General features: G+C 58.1%; 14 protein-coding genes, 1 tRNA gene and 1 pseudogene. 8 read left to right on the top strand and 8 right to left on the bottom strand.

The features are described 5' to 3' along the window. Positions 1-45 precede the first annotated feature (45 nt). Complete coding sequence (locus tag K3G63_RS20080) at positions 46-516, bottom strand: hypothetical protein (protein WP_220615918.1); 471 nt, start codon at positions 514-516, stop codon at positions 46-48. A gap of 131 nt (positions 517-647) precedes the next feature. Here K3G63_RS20080 and K3G63_RS20075 point away from each other — a divergent pair. Continuing rightward, a tRNA-Thr gene (locus K3G63_RS20075) sits at positions 648-720 on the top strand. Between the two features lie 123 nt (positions 721-843). Here the strand turns inward: K3G63_RS20075 and K3G63_RS20070 are convergent. Further along, entirely contained in the window at positions 844-1,335 is a 492-nt protein-coding gene (locus tag K3G63_RS20070) for a hypothetical protein (protein ID WP_220615917.1), read from the bottom strand. 430 nt (positions 1,336-1,765) lie between these two features. Between K3G63_RS20070 and K3G63_RS22940 the strand changes: the two genes are divergently transcribed. Together K3G63_RS22940 and K3G63_RS22935 are read left to right on the top strand one after the other, a co-directional pair. Next, positions 1,766-1,939, top strand: a complete 174-nt coding sequence (locus K3G63_RS22940; protein WP_259404588.1) for a hypothetical protein — start codon at positions 1,766-1,768, stop codon at positions 1,937-1,939. Between the two features lie 4 nt (positions 1,940-1,943). Continuing rightward, complete coding sequence (locus tag K3G63_RS22935; protein WP_310794614.1) at positions 1,944-2,183, top strand: SDR family oxidoreductase; 240 nt, start codon at positions 1,944-1,946, stop codon at positions 2,181-2,183. Positions 2,184-2,260: 77 nt separating this feature from the next. On the opposite strand, the gene K3G63_RS20060 is transcribed toward K3G63_RS22935, so the two are convergent. After that, entirely contained in the window at positions 2,261-2,626 is a 366-nt protein-coding gene (locus K3G63_RS20060; RefSeq protein WP_220615916.1) for a hypothetical protein, read from the bottom strand. 314 nt (positions 2,627-2,940) lie between these two features. On the opposite strand from K3G63_RS20060, the gene K3G63_RS20055 reads away from it, so the two are divergent. Then, positions 2,941-3,543: a C40 family peptidase gene (locus tag K3G63_RS20055; protein ID WP_220615915.1), complete on the top strand. Its 603-nt coding sequence runs from the start codon at positions 2,941-2,943 to the stop codon at positions 3,541-3,543. Between the two features lie 175 nt (positions 3,544-3,718). Further along, a pseudogene (locus K3G63_RS22930) lies at positions 3,719-4,072 on the top strand (YkvA family protein); the annotation flags it as partial. A 461-nt stretch (positions 4,073-4,533) separates the two neighbouring features. On the opposite strand, the gene K3G63_RS20045 reads toward K3G63_RS22930, so the two are convergent. The 5 genes from K3G63_RS20045 to K3G63_RS20025 all read right to left on the bottom strand — a co-directional run bounded on the left by K3G63_RS20045 (position 4,534) and on the right by K3G63_RS20025 (position 12,026). Then, positions 4,534-4,794: an acyl carrier protein gene (locus K3G63_RS20045; RefSeq protein WP_220615914.1), complete on the bottom strand. Its 261-nt coding sequence runs from the start codon at positions 4,792-4,794 to the stop codon at positions 4,534-4,536. Between the two features lie 206 nt (positions 4,795-5,000). Beyond that, a complete protein-coding gene (locus K3G63_RS20040) occupies positions 5,001-8,414 on the bottom strand; it encodes an efflux RND transporter permease subunit (protein WP_220615913.1) in 3,414 nt (1,137 codons plus the stop codon). 74 nt (positions 8,415-8,488) lie between these two features. Further along, a complete protein-coding gene (locus tag K3G63_RS20035; RefSeq protein WP_220615912.1) occupies positions 8,489-9,613 on the bottom strand; it encodes an efflux RND transporter periplasmic adaptor subunit in 1,125 nt (374 codons plus the stop codon). Between the two features lie 83 nt (positions 9,614-9,696). Beyond that, positions 9,697-11,388, bottom strand: coding sequence for a TolC family protein (locus K3G63_RS20030; protein ID WP_220615911.1), 1,692 nt, complete (start codon positions 11,386-11,388; stop codon positions 9,697-9,699). A 23-nt stretch (positions 11,389-11,411) separates the two neighbouring features. Further along, positions 11,412-12,026 (bottom strand): TetR/AcrR family transcriptional regulator, encoded by a 615-nt coding sequence (locus tag K3G63_RS20025; RefSeq protein ID WP_220615910.1) that lies wholly within the window; start codon positions 12,024-12,026, stop codon positions 11,412-11,414. 210 nt (positions 12,027-12,236) lie between these two features. On the opposite strand from K3G63_RS20025, the gene ispF reads away from it, so the two are divergent. The 3 genes from ispF to K3G63_RS20010 all read left to right on the top strand — a co-directional run bounded on the left by ispF (position 12,237) and on the right by K3G63_RS20010 (position 16,096). Further along, the gene (gene ispF / locus K3G63_RS20020) at positions 12,237-12,716 is read left to right on the top strand and encodes a 2-C-methyl-D-erythritol 2,4-cyclodiphosphate synthase (RefSeq protein WP_220615909.1); all 480 of its coding nucleotides are present in this window, start codon (positions 12,237-12,239) and stop codon (positions 12,714-12,716) included. Between the two features lie 176 nt (positions 12,717-12,892). Continuing rightward, positions 12,893-14,590 carry a M28 family peptidase gene (locus tag K3G63_RS20015; protein WP_220615908.1) on the top strand — a complete coding sequence of 566 codons (1,698 nt, stop codon included), beginning with the start codon at positions 12,893-12,895 and terminating at the stop codon, positions 14,588-14,590. An 81-nt stretch (positions 14,591-14,671) separates the two neighbouring features. After that, the gene (locus K3G63_RS20010; protein ID WP_259404587.1) at positions 14,672-16,096 is read left to right on the top strand and encodes a LutB/LldF family L-lactate oxidation iron-sulfur protein; all 1,425 of its coding nucleotides are present in this window, start codon (positions 14,672-14,674) and stop codon (positions 16,094-16,096) included. Positions 16,097-16,149: the final 53 nt, after the last annotated feature.

Below are 16,149 nucleotides of genomic sequence, written 5' to 3'. Positions count from 1 at the left end.
CAAAGATGCCAGAAAGCCGGCAAACCTGCCTGCCAGCTTTTCTGCTTACATGCTCCGCCTGCTGCCGGCCTTGCTCCACCCTGCCGAGGCAGCCGCGGCTACTATCCCGCCCAATAAGTACCACGCTACCGTCATGGCCTTGGTTTGAGGAGTGCGGTTACTGGGGCCGTTGCCTAAACCCAGGGGGCCAGGCAGGAGCACCCCCCCAACCCCCGCCGCAAGGCCCAGGGCCGCTCCGCGCCACCAAACGCCCCGGCCCGTGCCAACTAGGCTGTAGTACAGCCCGTTGCTGACTACGTCGCCAGCTAGTGTTAGGACATAGGCAGTATCTTGGTCAGGTTGCGGCGCGTTGACGTTGAAGAGCAGCCGCCGCAAGCCCCGCTCGCCGAGAATATCCATACGGGGTGCATCTACGGGGCGCAGGTGACGCACCGTTTCGTGCACGGCATTCAGTACCACGGCACCCGCCAGACCACTACCGAGGGCCTGAACCAAAGGGGAAGAAGAACTACTCATATACAAGCAATGGGGTGAAAACAGATGGTAATGCCTACTGACACTTTCTAAAAAATTAGGTCCAGAGTTTGCGTCTTGTTCGCCGGGCTTTCTATCTTTGCTGCCCCTACCGGATACGCCGCTAGGGAAATGCCTCTTTAGCTCAGCTGGTAGAGCAGCTCATTCGTAATGAGCAGGTCGTTGGTTCGAGTCCAATAAGGGGCTCAGCAAACGCCGCTTCCTCGTCTAGGAAGCGGCGTTTTTTGTTTTCAATGCAAAACGCAACAGCGGCTGGGGAGACAGTTTCCCCAGCCGCTGTTGCGTTTTGTGGTTGGTTACGGGAGAGGCTTACAAATCAGCGGCGTAATCGTCTTCGCCGTAGCTGCGGGTAGCCCCGCGGTATACCGAGTCGCTGGAGCTGTCCCACTTCGAGGATGAACCGCTGGCAGAGCCTTCCGAGGAGCCGCGGTAGGCACGGTAGGTTTCGCCTTTGGCGCTGCTGCTCTTGGAACGCAGTGCCAGCCAGCTCAGACCACCAGCCAACAGGGCGCCACCAATTACCTTCTGGGTGGGGCTCATCTTGTTTACCTGATCCAGAGCTTTGGTTCCCAAGTCTTTCAGTTGCTGCACATCCACGTTTTTCAGCCATTGCTGCTGGTCCAGCCACGACTGCTGCTTTTGAGAGGAGCTACCGGCAGTGGGCTCGTTGTAGGCAGAAGAAGCCGAGCCATTATTGTCGCTCGACGAATCGCTTGCTTCCTGCGACGTTTCGCTGGCGGGGGTGAACGTTATGTGCTTATGGGCGGGGGCGCCAGGCTGATTAGATTTTTGCGTGCTCATGATGGAAAGGGTTAGTAGTAGATCTAAGTGAATCGGCCCAAGGCTGATTCTTCCCCCTATTCGTGAAAAGTTACTGGAAGGTTATGCCCGCTACGCAATTTTATCGGCTCGTAGCGCCAGTACCTCACCTGGTTTCTTGCTTGGCGCGGCAAGGCGCCAAGTGCCTCTCTACCAGTCAACCACTTCGTGCGGCAGCGCGGGCCCTGCTAGCGCCAAGCTTGGACGGAGCGGCCCGGCCTGTACGCGCCAAAGCGCTTGCCCTGGCTTAGCTCAACCCTCCCCAGAATCCTGCGTTTGGAGTAGCCGGCTGGTACACGCTGTGGAGCGCACGGTAAAGGAGTAGGGCCGCATTGACGTGCTCATCAACGACGCGGGCATGATGACCTTCGAGCCTGTTCAACGGCTCGACCCGAAAGCCTGAGACCAAGTAATGCAAGTAAATCTGGGCCCCTTGCTCCGGCTACCCCAGCTGTGCCTGCCGCACTCGAAGCAGGGAGCTATTAGGGCCGTCAGCTCGGTACACGTCCAGCAAGCCGCTACCAATGTGATACCCTACGCAGTCAGTAAGGGCACTACTGAGGCGTTTGTACGCGGCCTGAGCTAGGGAAGTGCCCCACACCCACGCGCGCATTACTACCGTCGCACCCGGAGCCGTGGACACGCCCATGCTCTGGGACAGTCCCAACGTGAAGAGCGGCAAGGAAAAGAGTACGGGTCAGATAGGCACCCCAGAAGAAATGACCACCACATTTTGCTATATGGTTTCCATCGAAGCCAGCTTTATTAATGGCACTGCCCTGGTAGTTGGCGGGGGCCGCTTGGCAACCCTTTCGCTATTCTATATTTAGGATAAAAGCTACGGCAAGCCTGCCTTATCCGGAGTAAAGCGCAGGGCCCCACCCCTGAGCCGGGGGACTATGCCAGCTTACCCTTTTGCTTTTGGTGTGGGGTGCCGCTCTTCGCTGCCGGGTAACGGGCGTCCCTGGGCATACAGATGCGCATTTAGCTCGGCAGCTTCCCGCGCGGCTACTTCAAACGGAATATTATAGTAGCCATGACGCACCCAGTCACGGAGGTAGCGGGCCAGGAACCCTAGTCGGCCGTGCTCCTGAAACTGCCGGATATGCTCCATTTCGTGGGCTACCCAGAAGGGGTCACGCAGAAAATCCTCCCGGCTTACTCCGCTCAAGTGGATACTAGTACCCAATACCATTGCCACATTAGCCGCCCCCAACTTGAGGCGGGCCAGCCGGGCAAACGGCGAGTTTTCAACGATGCGAGGTAGCTCCATGGATAGGTAAAAAATGGCCGGAGTATACGCATACTCCTTTGAAGCAGTTGGGCCCGGTGACATGATTTTTCATATAATCTACTGTCCGATTAAAAGAATTTTATCCTGTTTCGGGAGGAAAGCTTGGCAGTTCCGGAATTTTGGGGCTAGCTTTAACCAATGGCCGTCGAACCACTAGCTGGCTTCGGCGACTGAAAAGGTTTCTTTCATCCCCCTTTTTGCTTGCCGGTTTGGCCGGTTGCCTATCGAAAAAAGAAGTACGCTTCCGCTGCCCGGCTGACCCCGGCGGCTCTTTTACCACCTCCCGACGGACAATGAAAAACAGCATTCTGTATTGCCTCGCCGCGGCCTCGATGGTCCTCTCTTTTTTCTTCGAAAAATCTCCCTCCGCCTACCCGGCAGCCTCCGTAGCCTCTACGCAGGAAGCCTCCCTGCTCAGCGGCTTATTTTCCGGCGACGATGATACGCCCCGCCTGCTGACCGCCTCCGACTCAGTAGCCTACGATAAAGTAGCTCACCGCCTAGGCATTGATGCCAGCTACACCGAAGATCAGTCTCTGCTGGAAACGGTAGCCTCCTGGCTGGGCACCCCCTACCGCTACGGCAGCAACAGCAAAAGCGGTACCGACTGCTCTGGTTTCGTGACCCGCGTGTTCAAAGAAGCCTACGGCATTACCCTGCAGCGCAGCTCCCGCTCCATGTTTAGCAGCGTAAAGCACGTGCAGAAAGATGAAATGCAGACCGGCGACCTGGTATTCTTCCGCCGGGGCCCGGGCCAGCCCATCTATCACGTGGGCATCTACCTGAAAGATGGCAAGTTTGTGCATTCCGCCACCAACGGCGGCGTGATGGTAAGCTCCCTGAACCAGGCCTATTACAACCGTAATTTCTACGCCGCCGGCCGCGTGGAGCGCTAAGCTTCGGCTCGCACCTGGTCTTATCTCCAGTTATTGCAAACGCCTCGTTCCGCGGAACGAGGCGTTTGCTGTTTTCTACCCCGACCTTGGCGGCGAAAACCATTTTGTTCCAACGGAGTATAGCACACCGCCGGGGCCCTGCCCCCTTTCTGTTCAACTTTCTCTCTACCGCTCTATGGACAAGCAAAACCCCAAAGGCGAACATATTGCCTCCTCCCCCCTCTTCAAAAAGTTTGTTAGCAAGGCTGAAGAGTACATTCAGAAGCCTACGCGCATGAAGCAGCTGCTCAACGACGCGTACCAGAAGGCCAGCGAGAAAAACGACGTAGGCACCATTGCCCACGAAGCCTGGGAAACCTTGCAGACCTTGTTCCGACTGATTCGCTCGTCGGTATCCGGTGAGTATACGGGCCTGCCCACCTCCACCATTATTGGAGCAGTAGCCGTAACTATCTATTTCCTGAGCCCCATTGACTTGGTTCCCGACTTTATTCCGGTACTGGGCCTGCTCGACGACGTAGCACTGGTAGCGTGGTTCAGCACCACTATCAAGGAAGAGATGGAAAAGTTTCTGGAGTGGGAAAAAACCCGTCCTACCCTCGTCAGCGACGCCGAAATAGTGGAGGACAAAGCCGCAGCCACTCCGTCTATGGCACCGGTAGAAGCGCCAGATGCGCGCAATCCTACGGCTTCTAAAACTGATTCCGGCATCAGTGCCCCGGACAGCAGCAAGCCCGCACCCGCCAGCATCACCGATGCGCCCGCTGCCGAGGCCACACCCCACGCCGACACGTCCGCCAATACCACCGACAGCAGCCGCGAGCCCCACCTAAGCGCCAGCTCCGGCCGCACCAGCGGCGGCGACCCGGGCGGTAATGTTCGGTAGGCTTCGGGTTACCATCCGTATTTACACACAAAACCCCGTCGAGGAGCACGTATTTGGATGCTCCCCGACGGGGTTTTGTATGTGGCAACGACTGCCGGAACTGCTTAGGCAGCTTTGGCGTGCGAGGCAACATAGTTAACAAAGTCGCCTACCGTAGCCAGGGGAACTTCGTCGGGAATGGTGATATGGAAGCTGCGCTCTAATTCCAGGATAATATCCACAACGTCAACGGTGTCGAAGCCGAGTTCCTGATTGAGGCGGCTGCTAATACGCAGGCGGTTGGCCTTGATAGCCTTCCGCTTGCTGATGATGCGCAGCACTTGCTGCTGAATAGATTTAGGGGCGGTAGTCGTTGAGGTGAACATAGGGAGAAACGACAGGGTACAAAGGGTACTTTACTACTGATGGGCCGGGTTGAGCACCACCCCGTCCATCCGGACGAAGGAGTACAGACAGGCAGCGAATAGTTGCAAGCGCCACCAGAAAACCAACTGCTGATGGAGCCCCGGCCTGGTAAAATGAGTCGTCTGCACGACGACACTGCCAGGCCAGGGCTCATCCAGCTTACAGATTAATACTCGGCCAGCACGGGCGGACGAGCGGCTTCCGTTTCTTCGGCCGAAGCCGGCGTATCGGAATCCTTCTTCAGACGCAGCTTTAGGCTTTCCGTCATCAGGTACATTACCGGTACTACTACCAGCGTGATGACCGTTGCAAAAACCAGTCCGAAGATGATGGTCCAGGCCAGCGGACCCCAGAATGTTACCGACTCACCCCCGATGAAGAAGTGGGGCTGGAAGGAGTTGAACATCTCGTAGAAGTCGACGTTCAGGCCGATGGCTAGCGGAATAAGGCCCAGGGTAGCGGCCGTAGCCGTCAGGATTACCGGGTTCAGACGAGTCCGGCCGGCCAGCACAATGGCCTCCCGCAGGGGCATACCCTGGCTACGCAGAATGTCGGTGAATTCTACCAGCAGAATGCCGTTTTTCACCACAATACCAGCCAAGGCAATAATCCCTACCCCCGTCATTACAATGCTGATGTTCATGCCCGTAATGGCCAGGCCCAGCATTACCCCGATTACCGAGAAGATAATTTCGGTGAGGATGAGCAGCGGCTTGCTCACGGAGTTGAACTGCATTACCAACACCAAGAAGATCAGGGCAAAAGCACCCACGGCAGCTACGCCAAGGAAGGAGCTGGTTTCCTGCTGGTCTTCCTGGGCACCACCCATACGCACAGTGTAACCGGGCGGCGTGGGGTAGGCTTTCAGAGCTGTTTCGATGTTGCGCACCACGTCGGGGCCGGTGAAGCCGCTGAGCACGTTCGAGGAAATGGTGATAACGCGCTTCACGTCTTTGCGCTTGATGCCGCCGTAGGTGGTACCGTAGCGTACATCAGCCACCGAGGAAATGGGCACTTGGCGAATAGCGCCGGTAGCGTCGCGGAAGGTCAGGGGCGAGTTCAGGATGGCGTCCACGTCGGAGCGGTAAGGCTCGGCGTAGCGCACCTGAATGGGATACTCGTCGTCGGGAGTCTTGAATTTGCTGGCTTCGGTGCCGTAGATAGCCGTACGAACTTCTGAGCCGATCTGGGCCGTGCTGATGCCTTCGCGGTTGGCCCGGATCCGGTCGATGTCCACGGCAATTTCGGGGTTGCGGTCCTCCAGGTTGGAGCGCAGCTGCTCAATACCGCCAATGTTCTTCGACTCGATGTAGCGGGTTACGTCCTTGGAAAGCTTGATAAGGGTAGGGTAGTCGTCGCCGGCTACTTCAATGGCAATTTCCTTACCCGTGGGCGGGCCACTAGCTTCCTTGTCTACCGAAATTTCGGTACCTGGAATACCTTTCACCGCTTCCCGGATTTTATCCATGTAGGTGCTGGTAGCAGGGCCGGTCCGTTCGCTCATTTCCTTGAAAGCCACGGCCACCTTCGCCAGGTTCGACTGCGAGGTACCCGAAGCCGAAGCTTCGCCCGGGTCGCTGGCGCCAATGGCTACGTTGGTAATCACCGATTCCACGTCGGGGTTGTCTTTGCCGATGACGTTGTAAATGCGGCGCTCCAGTACGCGGGCTACCGAGTCGGTTACCTCTACCCGGGTACCTACTGGCATCTTCAGGTAGGTGTACACGAACTTGGGGTCGCCGGAGGGGAAGAACTCTACTTTGGGGCTACGGGCGCCAACGGCAAAGACGGACACCACAAAGAGCACTACCATGCTGATCATCACCAAAGCCGGGTGGCTGATGGCCCAGTTCACCACACGGGCGTAGCCGTTCTGGAAGCGGGGCAGCACCTTGGTCTGGAATCCGGCAATCCAGTGCACGAACACAAACTTGTCGAGGAAGCAGAACAGGATGATGAACACCGTCAGGTTGCCCACAAATGGCGAGCCGGCCAGGTAGCCAATCACGGCAATAAGGGCCAGCACGCCCATGGCAATCAGGAAGTTCTTGGTCAGCTTGGGCTTCTCCCCGCTGTGGTGGTCTTCGCGCTCCATGAACGACACGGCAAACACCGGGTTCATGATGAAGGCCACGACCAGCGACGACATCAGGGTTAAGATCAGGGTAACCGGCAGGTAGAACATGAAGCTACCTACTATCCCCGGCCAGAACATCAGCGGCACGAAGGGCGCCACCGTAGTCAGGGTACCGGCCAGAACCGGGATGAACACCTCACCGGCGGCGTACTTGGCGGCCTGGGCGGTGGTCAGGTTGGGGTGCTCGTGCAGGAGGCGGTGGGTATTTTCGATTACCACAATGGCGTCATCGACCACAATACCCAAAGCCAGCAGGAAGGCGAAGAGCACAATCATGTTCAGGGCAAACCCGAAGCCGGGCAGCAGCACAAAGGCCAGGAACATGGAAATCGGCACCGACAGACCCACGAACAGAGCGTTGGTAGTACCCATGAAGAACATCAGGATCAGCGTTACCAGAATAAAGCCGATGATGATGGTGTTGATCAAATCGTGGAGCGTTACGCGGGTGTCGTTCGAGGTGTCGCCCGTCACGGTGATGGTCAGCTCCTTGGGCAGGCTCTGCTTCGACTCATCGATGATCTGTTTGATCTTGTCGGAAGCGTCAATCAGGTTTTCGCCCTGGCGCTTAATCACGTTCAGGGTAACGGCGGTTTTGCCGTCGAGGCGGGCGTAGGATTCCCGGTCTTTGAAGGCGTCCGTCACGGTAGCAATGTCGCCGAGGCGCACGGCGGCACCGTTCAGGTTTTTCACCTGAATGTTGGCAATATCAGCAGCGCGCACGTACTGGCCGGCTACCCGCACGGCCCGCTTCTGCTCCCCTACGTTTACCGAGCCCCCCGAAATGGTGATGTTCTCGCGGGCAATGGCGGCGCTGATGTCGGTGAAGCTGAGGCGAGAAGCGCGCAGGCGGTTCAGGTCCACATCGACGTTTACCTGCTGCTCCAGGGCCCCGATGATGTCCACGCGGGTAATTTCGGGCAGGGCCTCAATCTTATCCTGGAAGTCATCGGCGTACTTTTTCAGCTGGCTGGTAGTGAGGTTACCGGCCAGGTTGATGTTCATGATGGGCAGCTCCGAGAGGTTTACTTCCTGCACGGTGGGCGGCGAGGGCAAGTCGTTGGGCAGCTCGTTGCTGGCCTTGTCCACGGCGTCCTTGATGAGCTGCTTGGCGTACTGCACGTCCACGCCGGAGTTAAACTCCACGTCCACGATGCAGTAGTCCTGGTTCGAGGTCGAAGAAATCTTCTTCACCCCGTTTACGCTCTTGATTTCCTTTTCGAGCTGGCGCGTTACCAGGTTCTCGATATCAGTGGGGGAAGTACCCGGGTAAATCGTGGCCACGATGATGCGCGGAATCACGATGTCGGGAAATTTCTCTTTCCCCAGCTTGATGTAGGAGAAGATACCCGCCACGCACAGCAGCAGGGTAATGATGTAAATACTGGTTTTGTTGTCAATCGACCAGGAGGTCGGCTTGAACTCTTTCTCTAAATCCTGCATGAGTTCTGGTTTTGACGTTCTGCTTTAGCCTCGCTCCTAGCCTACCCATGAGGTGCGGCCATAGGGCGGGGCAACTACAGGCTAACCGTTTGGCCCTCGTTCAAATTCTGGTAGCCGGCCGAAATAACCTGGTCGCCGGGTTGGAGGCCACTGGTCACTTCTGCTTTGCCATTGTAAGTATTGCCAACCTGAATGATGCGCTTGGCCGCCACTTTCTGTCCGCCCTTGTCGCTCACTACCAGCACGTAGCTGTTTTGCTCGTCCTTCTGCACCAGGTCTACGGGTAGCACGGTAGCGTTCTGGCGGTCGTAGTTTTGGATGCGCACATTTACCACCATGTTGGGGCGCAGCTTGCCGGCTTTGCCAGGGTTATCCAGGCGTAGCTCGGTAGTAAAGGTGCGGCTGGTGGGGTTGATGGTGTTCGTGACTACCCGCACGGTAGCCGACAGTTCCTCATTGCCGAGGTCCGGAATCGTCACCAGCGCCTTGTCGCCGGCCTTAATGCGCGAGGCATAGGCTTCCGACACGTCCACCACAATCTTGCCGCTGCCGCTGTTGCTGAGCAGCTTCACTACCGGCGCACCGGGAGCTACGGTTTCACCCAGCTTAGGCAGCACGTCATCTACGGTGCCGCTGAAGGGCGCCACTACGCTGTAAAGGGCCCGCTGCTGGTTCAGGGAGGCCAGGTTGCGCTGCAGGGCCTGGTAGTTGTTTTTGGCCTGGAGGTACTGAATTTCAGTGCCGATTTCCTGTTTCCAGAGGCGGTCCTGCTTTTCGTAGACTACCCGGGCCAGGTCCATGCGCGTGCGCAGCTCAGCAATACTGGCATCAAGCACGGAGGCATCCACGGTAGCCAAAGTCTGGCCTTTGCTCACCCGGTCGCCGCGCTGCACGCGCAGGCTGGTGAGCGTACCGGCGGCGCGGGCGGCTACGGTAGCGTTCTGGTCGAAGTCAACCCGACCCTGCACTTCGAGGTAGCTCTTGAAGCTTTCGGGCGCTACTTTGATGACGGATACGGGGGTAGCCTGCACGGCCGCTTTCTCGCCGGTAGTGCCGGCTTTCGCTTCCAATTCGGCAATTTTGGCCTGGTTGGCAGCTTGCTCTTGTTTAAGCTTAGCCAGTTCAGCTTTGGGGTCCTTCTCGCCGCAGGCGGATAGCAAACCCAGAGTTAGCAGAAAGGCAGAAGTTGTGTATTTCATATGGGGAGAAGCTAGGAGCTAGAAAGGATAGGTATGCGGCTGGGTCAGAAGCTTCTAGCTCCTGGCTTCTGACGCCTAGCTCCTTATTTCTTGGCTTGATTGTACAGTTCGCCGGTAGCCTTGTCGCGGTCCACCTTGGCTACCAGCACGTCGTAGAGGGCAGCGTAGTAGTTGGTCTGGGCTTCGCGCAGCGAAGTTTCGGCGGTTACTACCTCCAGGTTGGAGCCCACGCCCTCTTTGAACTTGATGCGCGAAACGCGGGCTACCTCATCGGCCAGCTCCAGGTTGGCTTTCTGGTTATCCAGCACATCGAGGGCGTTGATGAGGGTAGTGCGGCTCTGGGCATCCTGCAGGTCAATGCTCTGGCGCAGGGTTTCGAAGCCCCGCTCAATAGTTTGCTGCTGAATGCGCGCCTGCTGCACCTGGTACTTGCGGCGGAAGCCATCGAACACCGGAATCTGCAGGCTCAGGCCCACGTTGCCGAAGCCAAACCAGTTTTGGTTGGGGAAGCCGTTGGCCGCCCGCGAGTCGGGCCCGCGGAAAGCAAACAGGTCACCGCGGTTATTTGCCGAGCCCGTGAAACCGTACGCCGCCGTAGCCAGCAGGCGGGGGTAGGCCCCAGCCCGGCGGTTAGCCAGGTCCAGGCCGGCCAAGGCCTGCTGGGTTTCCAGCGTGGAAAACTCGATACGGTTATTGTAGTTAAAAGCCGCGGCCAGCTGCCCCGTGCGGGCACCGCTGAGCGCCGTTTGCTGGTCCTGGCGGTTTTGCGCGTCGGCGTTATCAGTTGTAGGAGCCGGAGCCGTGGGCACACTACCCAGGCCACTTACCCCACTACCGGTAGCGAAGCTAGCTACCCCCAGGCGCTGGCGCAAGGCGCCGGCATCAACCACAGCCGCTCCGAGCGAGTCAGTGAGCTGCACGGCCTGGTCCTGGGGAAGGCCCATCTGAAACTTGAGCAGGGCTACGCTCAAATCGGTCAGGCGCGCCGCCTTTTGCTGCTCCACCACCAGGTTGTTGCGCTGCACCTGCAGGCGCTGCACGTCCAGCTTCTCAGCAAAACCAGCCTTAAAGGTTTGGTTCGTCTGGTAGAGAATGGTGTCGAGGCGCTGCACGTTGCGGGCCAGCAGCTGCAGCCGCTCCCGGGCTACTAGCGTGCTGTAATACGCCTTGCTCACCTGCTCCACCACGTCAATTTCGGCCTGCTGGGTTTGCTTTTTGGCCAGCTCTTCGTACACCTTGGCCGCGCGCAGTCCAATCAGATACGCGCCATCAAACAGAAGCTGCGATACGGAAGCACTGGTGTTGCCAGCATGCCGCAAGCCGAAAGCCAATGCCTGCGGAGGCACCGGATCGGAGGGTACCGTAACCGTCGAGAGGTTCACGGATTGCCCGGCCTGGGCAGCCGCCAGGTCCGTGGGCGTCAGTTGGGTAGCCGTTGAGCCGCCGGCAAAGGCGCCAAAGTCAACCAAGCTTTTTTGCAGCTTAAAGTTGTCGGCCAGGTTAGCCGCTACACTTACCTGCGGCAAGCCAGCTGCCCGAATCTCACCCACCCGCGCACGGGCTGTTTGCTCGCCCAGGCGGGTAGCCAACAAGGACGACTTGTTCTGAATGGCGTATTCAACGGCCTGTTGCAAGGACAGCGGCATATTGCCTACTGTCGCCGAGGGGCTAGCCGTTGCCGGCCGCGCGGTCGGTGCCTGCGCCACGACTGACCCGACGGGGGCCAATAGGCCCGGCCCGGCCGCCAGCAACAAAACGCGGAGGTTCTTTTTCATATAAGGAAAGCGGGTGATGGAGCTTATTCTTCTTCCGTCACGTGACGGTACTCGTTAATGAGCTTGTGGCCCTTCAGGGTCACCATGCCCAACAAAAAATGTTCGTTGCAGGCCATTTGCACCCGGGGCTGGTCGAACTCGGCGTGCGGGAAGATGTTGGGGTCGAACAGCACGTCGATCTGAGCCAGGCGCAGGCGCGATAATACTTCGATGTCGAGGTCGGAACGGTAAAGGCCTTCCGTCACTCCGCGGCGCAGGTTGGCCTGAATCTGATTAAGGATATACTTGTTTTTGTGCGCGTGGAACAGGTTCCAGGCGGCCGGATAGTACTTGCGCAAATCGTGAATGGTGTTAGGATTCACGTTTGAAAACTGCCGCTTTGCCCAGTCCATCATCTGCACCATCTCATCGACGGCGTTGCGGGCGTGGCCGATGATGCATTCGCACTCACCTTGCACGCCGCTGAGGTGGCTGGAGATGACCGCTGAAACAATTTGATCCTTGTTTTCAAACCACTTGTAAAGCGTTTTCTTCGAGATACCCAGGTGGGTAGCAATGTCGTCCATCGACACGCCCTTAATCCCGTTGCTAGTGAACAGGTCGCGGGCAGCTTGTAAGATTCGGTCTTTGATTTCCATGACTGCGGGTGCAAAGATACAACGGAAACTTTTAATGATTCCTAAGTTTCCATTAATTCTTTGCTATACTCTTGCAGGTTTCCGCGCACTCTGCTTTACCCGACGCTTAACTGGGCGTTTTACTTTAGCCCGCGCCCACTATTTTTTGCCGAAACGCAACGGCTGCATTGGCGTACCTTGCCGTTCCGTTTCCTTTTTTCCTTTACATCCATGAAAATTCGGACTGGCTTCGGCTACGACGTTCACCAATTGCGGGAAGGCCTTCCCTTCTGGCTCGGCGGTATTCAGGTGCCCCACACCCACGGCGCCCTCGGCCATTCCGACGCCGACGTGCTCATTCACGTTATCTGCGACGCCCTACTAGGCGCGGCTAACCTGCGCGACATTGGCTTCCACTTCCCCGACACCGACCCGCAGTATAAAGGCATCGACAGCAAGCGGCTGCTGGCGGAGGTGGTGCGCCTGCTGCAGGAGCGCGGCTACACCATTTCCAACATCGATTCCACTATCTGCCTGGAGGCGCCCAAAGTCAACCCGCATATTCCGGCAATGCAGCGGGTGCTGGCGGAGGTAATGAATATCCCTCCCGACGACATCAGCATCAAAGCCACCACTACCGAAAAGCTCGGCTTCGTGGGCCGCCGCGAGGGTGTGGCGGCTTACGCTTCCGTGCTCATTGTGCAACCCTAGCGGCGAAATGGTGAACTTGTGAGGCGGTGAGCTGATACAGACCTAGCTACCTACACGTACTACCCCGCTGCAAACGGCTTGTCCTCCTGCTTCCCCCTGCTTCGGAAGGCTCTTTTTACTAAACAGCCGGGTTCACTCCCCTACCCTTTCTACCGTTCCCAATCCTCTTTCTTTTTATGAAAAAAACTTCCTTTCTGGCTTTCCTGCTGGCGGCTGGCGTAGCAACCTCCGCGGTGGCCCAGCAGGCGCCCGAGAAAATCAAGGTTAAGACCAAGCGCAAGAACAAAACGGAGGCTCCCGCCGCCACGGAAGCGGCCCCAGCCCAAGCTGCCGCCGCTCCTGCTGCCACTGACTTTGCCCGGACTTACGCCGAGAGCATTACCCAGGCCGACCTGCGCCAGCACCTCACCGTACTCGCCTCCGATGCCTACGAAGGCCGCGAAACCGGGGAAAAAGGCCAGGAAATGGCCGCCGAGTACATTGCCAACCGCTTCAAGGAGCTGGGCTTGCAAGGTCCGGTGCAAGGCTCCGATAACCCCTACCTCCAGCACTTCACCATGGTGCGCAGCACCTGGGCCGACGGCGCTACCCTGAAAGTAGGCGGCCAGGCGTACAAGTGGCTAACCGATTTTTACGCGGTTGGCAGCACCGGCTTTGCGCAGGAAACCGCCGTTCAGCCGGTATTTGCGGGCTACGGTATTGAGCAAGACGGCTACTCCGACTACGCTGCCCTCGGCGACGTGAAGGGCAAAGACCTGCTCATCCTTATTGGGGAGCCCCAAACCGATAAAGGGGTAGCCCTGCTCGGCAAGGATGGCCAGGGTAGCAAGTGGGGCCAAGACTACCGGGCCAAGCTGCAGATGGCTACCCAGAAAGGTGCCCGCTCGGTGTTCTTCGTAGATTTCAACCCCAACAGCAACTTCCAGAAAATGGCGGCGCGTATGACGCCCTACATCAGCCGCCCCAGCATTGCCTTCAAGGATGCTGCGCCCGGCCAGACGCGCGCCACGGCTTTCTTCGTATCACCGGCGGTTGGCTACAAGATGCTGGGCACTACAGCTGCAGCCGTAACTAAATACACCGCTAGCGTAGGCGCGGCAGGTAAACCCGTAGCAGGCACCTTCAAGCCAGCCAAAATTATGGTGAAGGCGGCCAAAAAGAATGAGGACTTCACCACCGAAAACGTGGTAGGCTACCTGGAGGGCACCGATAAGAAAGACGAAATCGTGGTGCTGTCGGCTCACTTCGACCACATCGGCATCATCAACGGCGAAGTACACAACGGCGCCGACGACGACGGCTCGGGCACGGTAACGGTACTGGAAATGGCCGAAGCCTTCACCAAGGCCAAAGCCGAAGGCCGCGGCCCGCGCCGTAGTGTGCTGTTCCTGACAGTAACGGGCGAGGAAAAAGGCCTGCTGGGCTCGGAATATTACACCGACCACCCCATCTTCCCGCTGGAAAAAACCATGGTGGACCTAAACACCGACATGGTGGGCCGCACCGACAAAGACCACGAGGGCAAGGGCGACTACGTGTACGTGATTGGCTCCGACAAGCTTAGCTCCCAACTGCACCAGGTGCTGCTGGACCAGAACCAGAAGTACACCCAAATGGACCTCGACTTCCGCTTCAACGACCCCGAGGACCCGAACCGCTTCTACTACCGCTCCGACCACTACAACTTCGCTAAGCACCGCATTCCGGTGGCTTTCTTCTTCAACGGCGTGCACGATGACTACCACGGCCCGGGAGACGAAGTGGAGAAAATTGAGTTTCCGAAGATGGAGAAGCGCGCCCGCCTCGTGTTCTACACTGCCTGGGACCTGGCCAACCGCGACCAGCGTATTATCGTCGACTCGAATAAGAAATAGGTAATTTCTTCTCCGTTTCTTCCTACCTTCCAAAACCCGTCGAACCCAAGTGGAGCGGCGGGTTTTATCTTTGCAGACCATTTGGTCAACCTGCTGCCCGCCATGAACCCGACGACGACCACTCCCCTCGCTCCTACCAAAGCCCGCCAGTTCCTCACCGATTCCGACCGCAAGGCCTTCGATTTGGAGCACCGGCGCAAAATCCGCTTCAACATTGGCAAGTACAACGCCGCCGTGCAAACCGGCCTGGGCTTCTACCAAGACCATGAATTGGCGCGGGCCCGGGCTTCCTACCTCAAAACGCAGGTAATCAACCGGCTGGATGAATACCTGTTGCAGTTCGAGGAGAAGTTTACGGCTAAGGGCGGCAAGGTTATCTGGGCTCAGAACGCGGAGGAAGCCTTGTTTGAGGTCGGTAAGATTATGGAGCGCCGCAAGGCCCGCACCGTAGTGAAGGCCAAGAGCATGACCACCGAGGAAATCCACCTGAACAAGTACCTTGAAAAGCGCGGGATTGAGTCGGTAGAGACGGATTTGGGCGAGTTCATTGTGCAGCTGAACGGGGAGCGGCCCTACCACATCGTGACGCCGGCCATGCACCTGAGCAAGCTCGATATTGCCGATATTTTCGTGAAGCACCTGGGCATTGAGTACACCGACGATGCCCAGAAGCTGGTGCTCACGGCCCGCCACCTGCTCCGCGACAAGTACACCTCGGCCGAAGTGGGCATTACGGGCGGCAACTTCCTCGTGGCCGATACCGGCGCGGTGTGCGTCACGGAAAATGAGGGCAACGCCCGCCTCTCAGCTACTTTTCCCCACACCCACATTGCTATTGTGGGCATTGAGAAGGTGATTCCGCGCCTGCAGGACCTGGATTTGTTCTGGCCCCTGCTCAGCACCAGCGGCACGGGCCAGCAAGTGACGGTGTACAACACCATTTATACCGGCCCGCGCCAGCCCCTGGAAAAGGACGGCCCGGAGGAAATGTTCGTGATTCTGCTCGACAACGGCCGCACTAATCTGCTGGCCCAGCCCGACAAGCGCGAAGCCCTGAACTGCATTCGGTGCGGGGCTTGCCTGAACATTTGCCCGGTGTACAAGAACATCGGCGGCCATACCTACGAGGCTACCTACTCCGGCCCCATCGGCTCAGTTATCACGCCCCACCTTTCGGGCATGGCCGAAAACAAGCATCTGAGCTACGCCAGCAGCCTGTGCGGGGCCTGCACCTCCGTATGCCCCGTTAAGATTCCGATTCACAACATCCTGCTCCGAAACCGCCAGCAGAGCGTACAGGAAGGCCTCGCGGAGAAGGAGGAGCGCCGCGCCATTCGCTTGTGGCTGCACGGCATGAAGCACCGCTGGGTATGGGATGTGGCCCCGGCTTCGGCCAAGAACTGGGTGTTGAGCCGCCTGCTGGGCGAAGTAGGCTGGAGCAAACGCCGCGACGCAGTGCAGGTAGCGCCCAAAACCTTCCGGCAGCTCTGGAAGGAGCGAAAGTAACGGCCCCGCGCTAGGTCTGTAGCGCTTCCTACCCCTGCTGGTTCATGCAGGCG

The sequence above is a fragment of the Hymenobacter sp. HSC-4F20 genome, from assembly GCF_019599275.1.
Classification (GTDB): domain Bacteria; phylum Bacteroidota; class Bacteroidia; order Cytophagales; family Hymenobacteraceae; genus Hymenobacter.
This window is presented reverse-complemented; position numbering and strand designations above follow the sequence as displayed.

What these genes read in the sequence shown, in the direction of transcription:
- K3G63_RS20080 (WP_220615918.1), bottom strand. Translation starts at nt 516, where the DNA reads ATGAGTAGTTCTTCTTCCCCTTTGGTTCAGGCCCTCGGTAGTGGTCTG.
- K3G63_RS20070 (WP_220615917.1), bottom strand. Translation starts at nt 1,335, where the DNA reads ATGAGCACGCAAAAATCTAATCAGCCTGGCGCCCCCGCCCATAAGCAC.
- K3G63_RS22940 (WP_259404588.1), top strand. Translation starts at nt 1,766, where the DNA reads ATGCAAGTAAATCTGGGCCCCTTGCTCCGGCTACCCCAGCTGTGCCTG.
- K3G63_RS20060 (WP_220615916.1), bottom strand. Translation starts at nt 2,626, where the DNA reads ATGGAGCTACCTCGCATCGTTGAAAACTCGCCGTTTGCCCGGCTGGCC.
- K3G63_RS20055 (WP_220615915.1), top strand. Translation starts at nt 2,941, where the DNA reads ATGAAAAACAGCATTCTGTATTGCCTCGCCGCGGCCTCGATGGTCCTC.
- K3G63_RS20045 (WP_220615914.1), bottom strand. Translation starts at nt 4,794, where the DNA reads ATGTTCACCTCAACGACTACCGCCCCTAAATCTATTCAGCAGCAAGTG.
- K3G63_RS20040 (WP_220615913.1), bottom strand. Translation starts at nt 8,414, where the DNA reads ATGCAGGATTTAGAGAAAGAGTTCAAGCCGACCTCCTGGTCGATTGAC.
- K3G63_RS20035 (WP_220615912.1), bottom strand. Translation starts at nt 9,613, where the DNA reads ATGAAATACACAACTTCTGCCTTTCTGCTAACTCTGGGTTTGCTATCC.
- K3G63_RS20030 (WP_220615911.1), bottom strand. Translation starts at nt 11,388, where the DNA reads ATGAAAAAGAACCTCCGCGTTTTGTTGCTGGCGGCCGGGCCGGGCCTA.
- K3G63_RS20025 (WP_220615910.1), bottom strand. Translation starts at nt 12,026, where the DNA reads ATGGAAATCAAAGACCGAATCTTACAAGCTGCCCGCGACCTGTTCACT.
- ispF (WP_220615909.1), top strand. Translation starts at nt 12,237, where the DNA reads ATGAAAATTCGGACTGGCTTCGGCTACGACGTTCACCAATTGCGGGAA.
- K3G63_RS20015 (WP_220615908.1), top strand. Translation starts at nt 12,893, where the DNA reads ATGAAAAAAACTTCCTTTCTGGCTTTCCTGCTGGCGGCTGGCGTAGCA.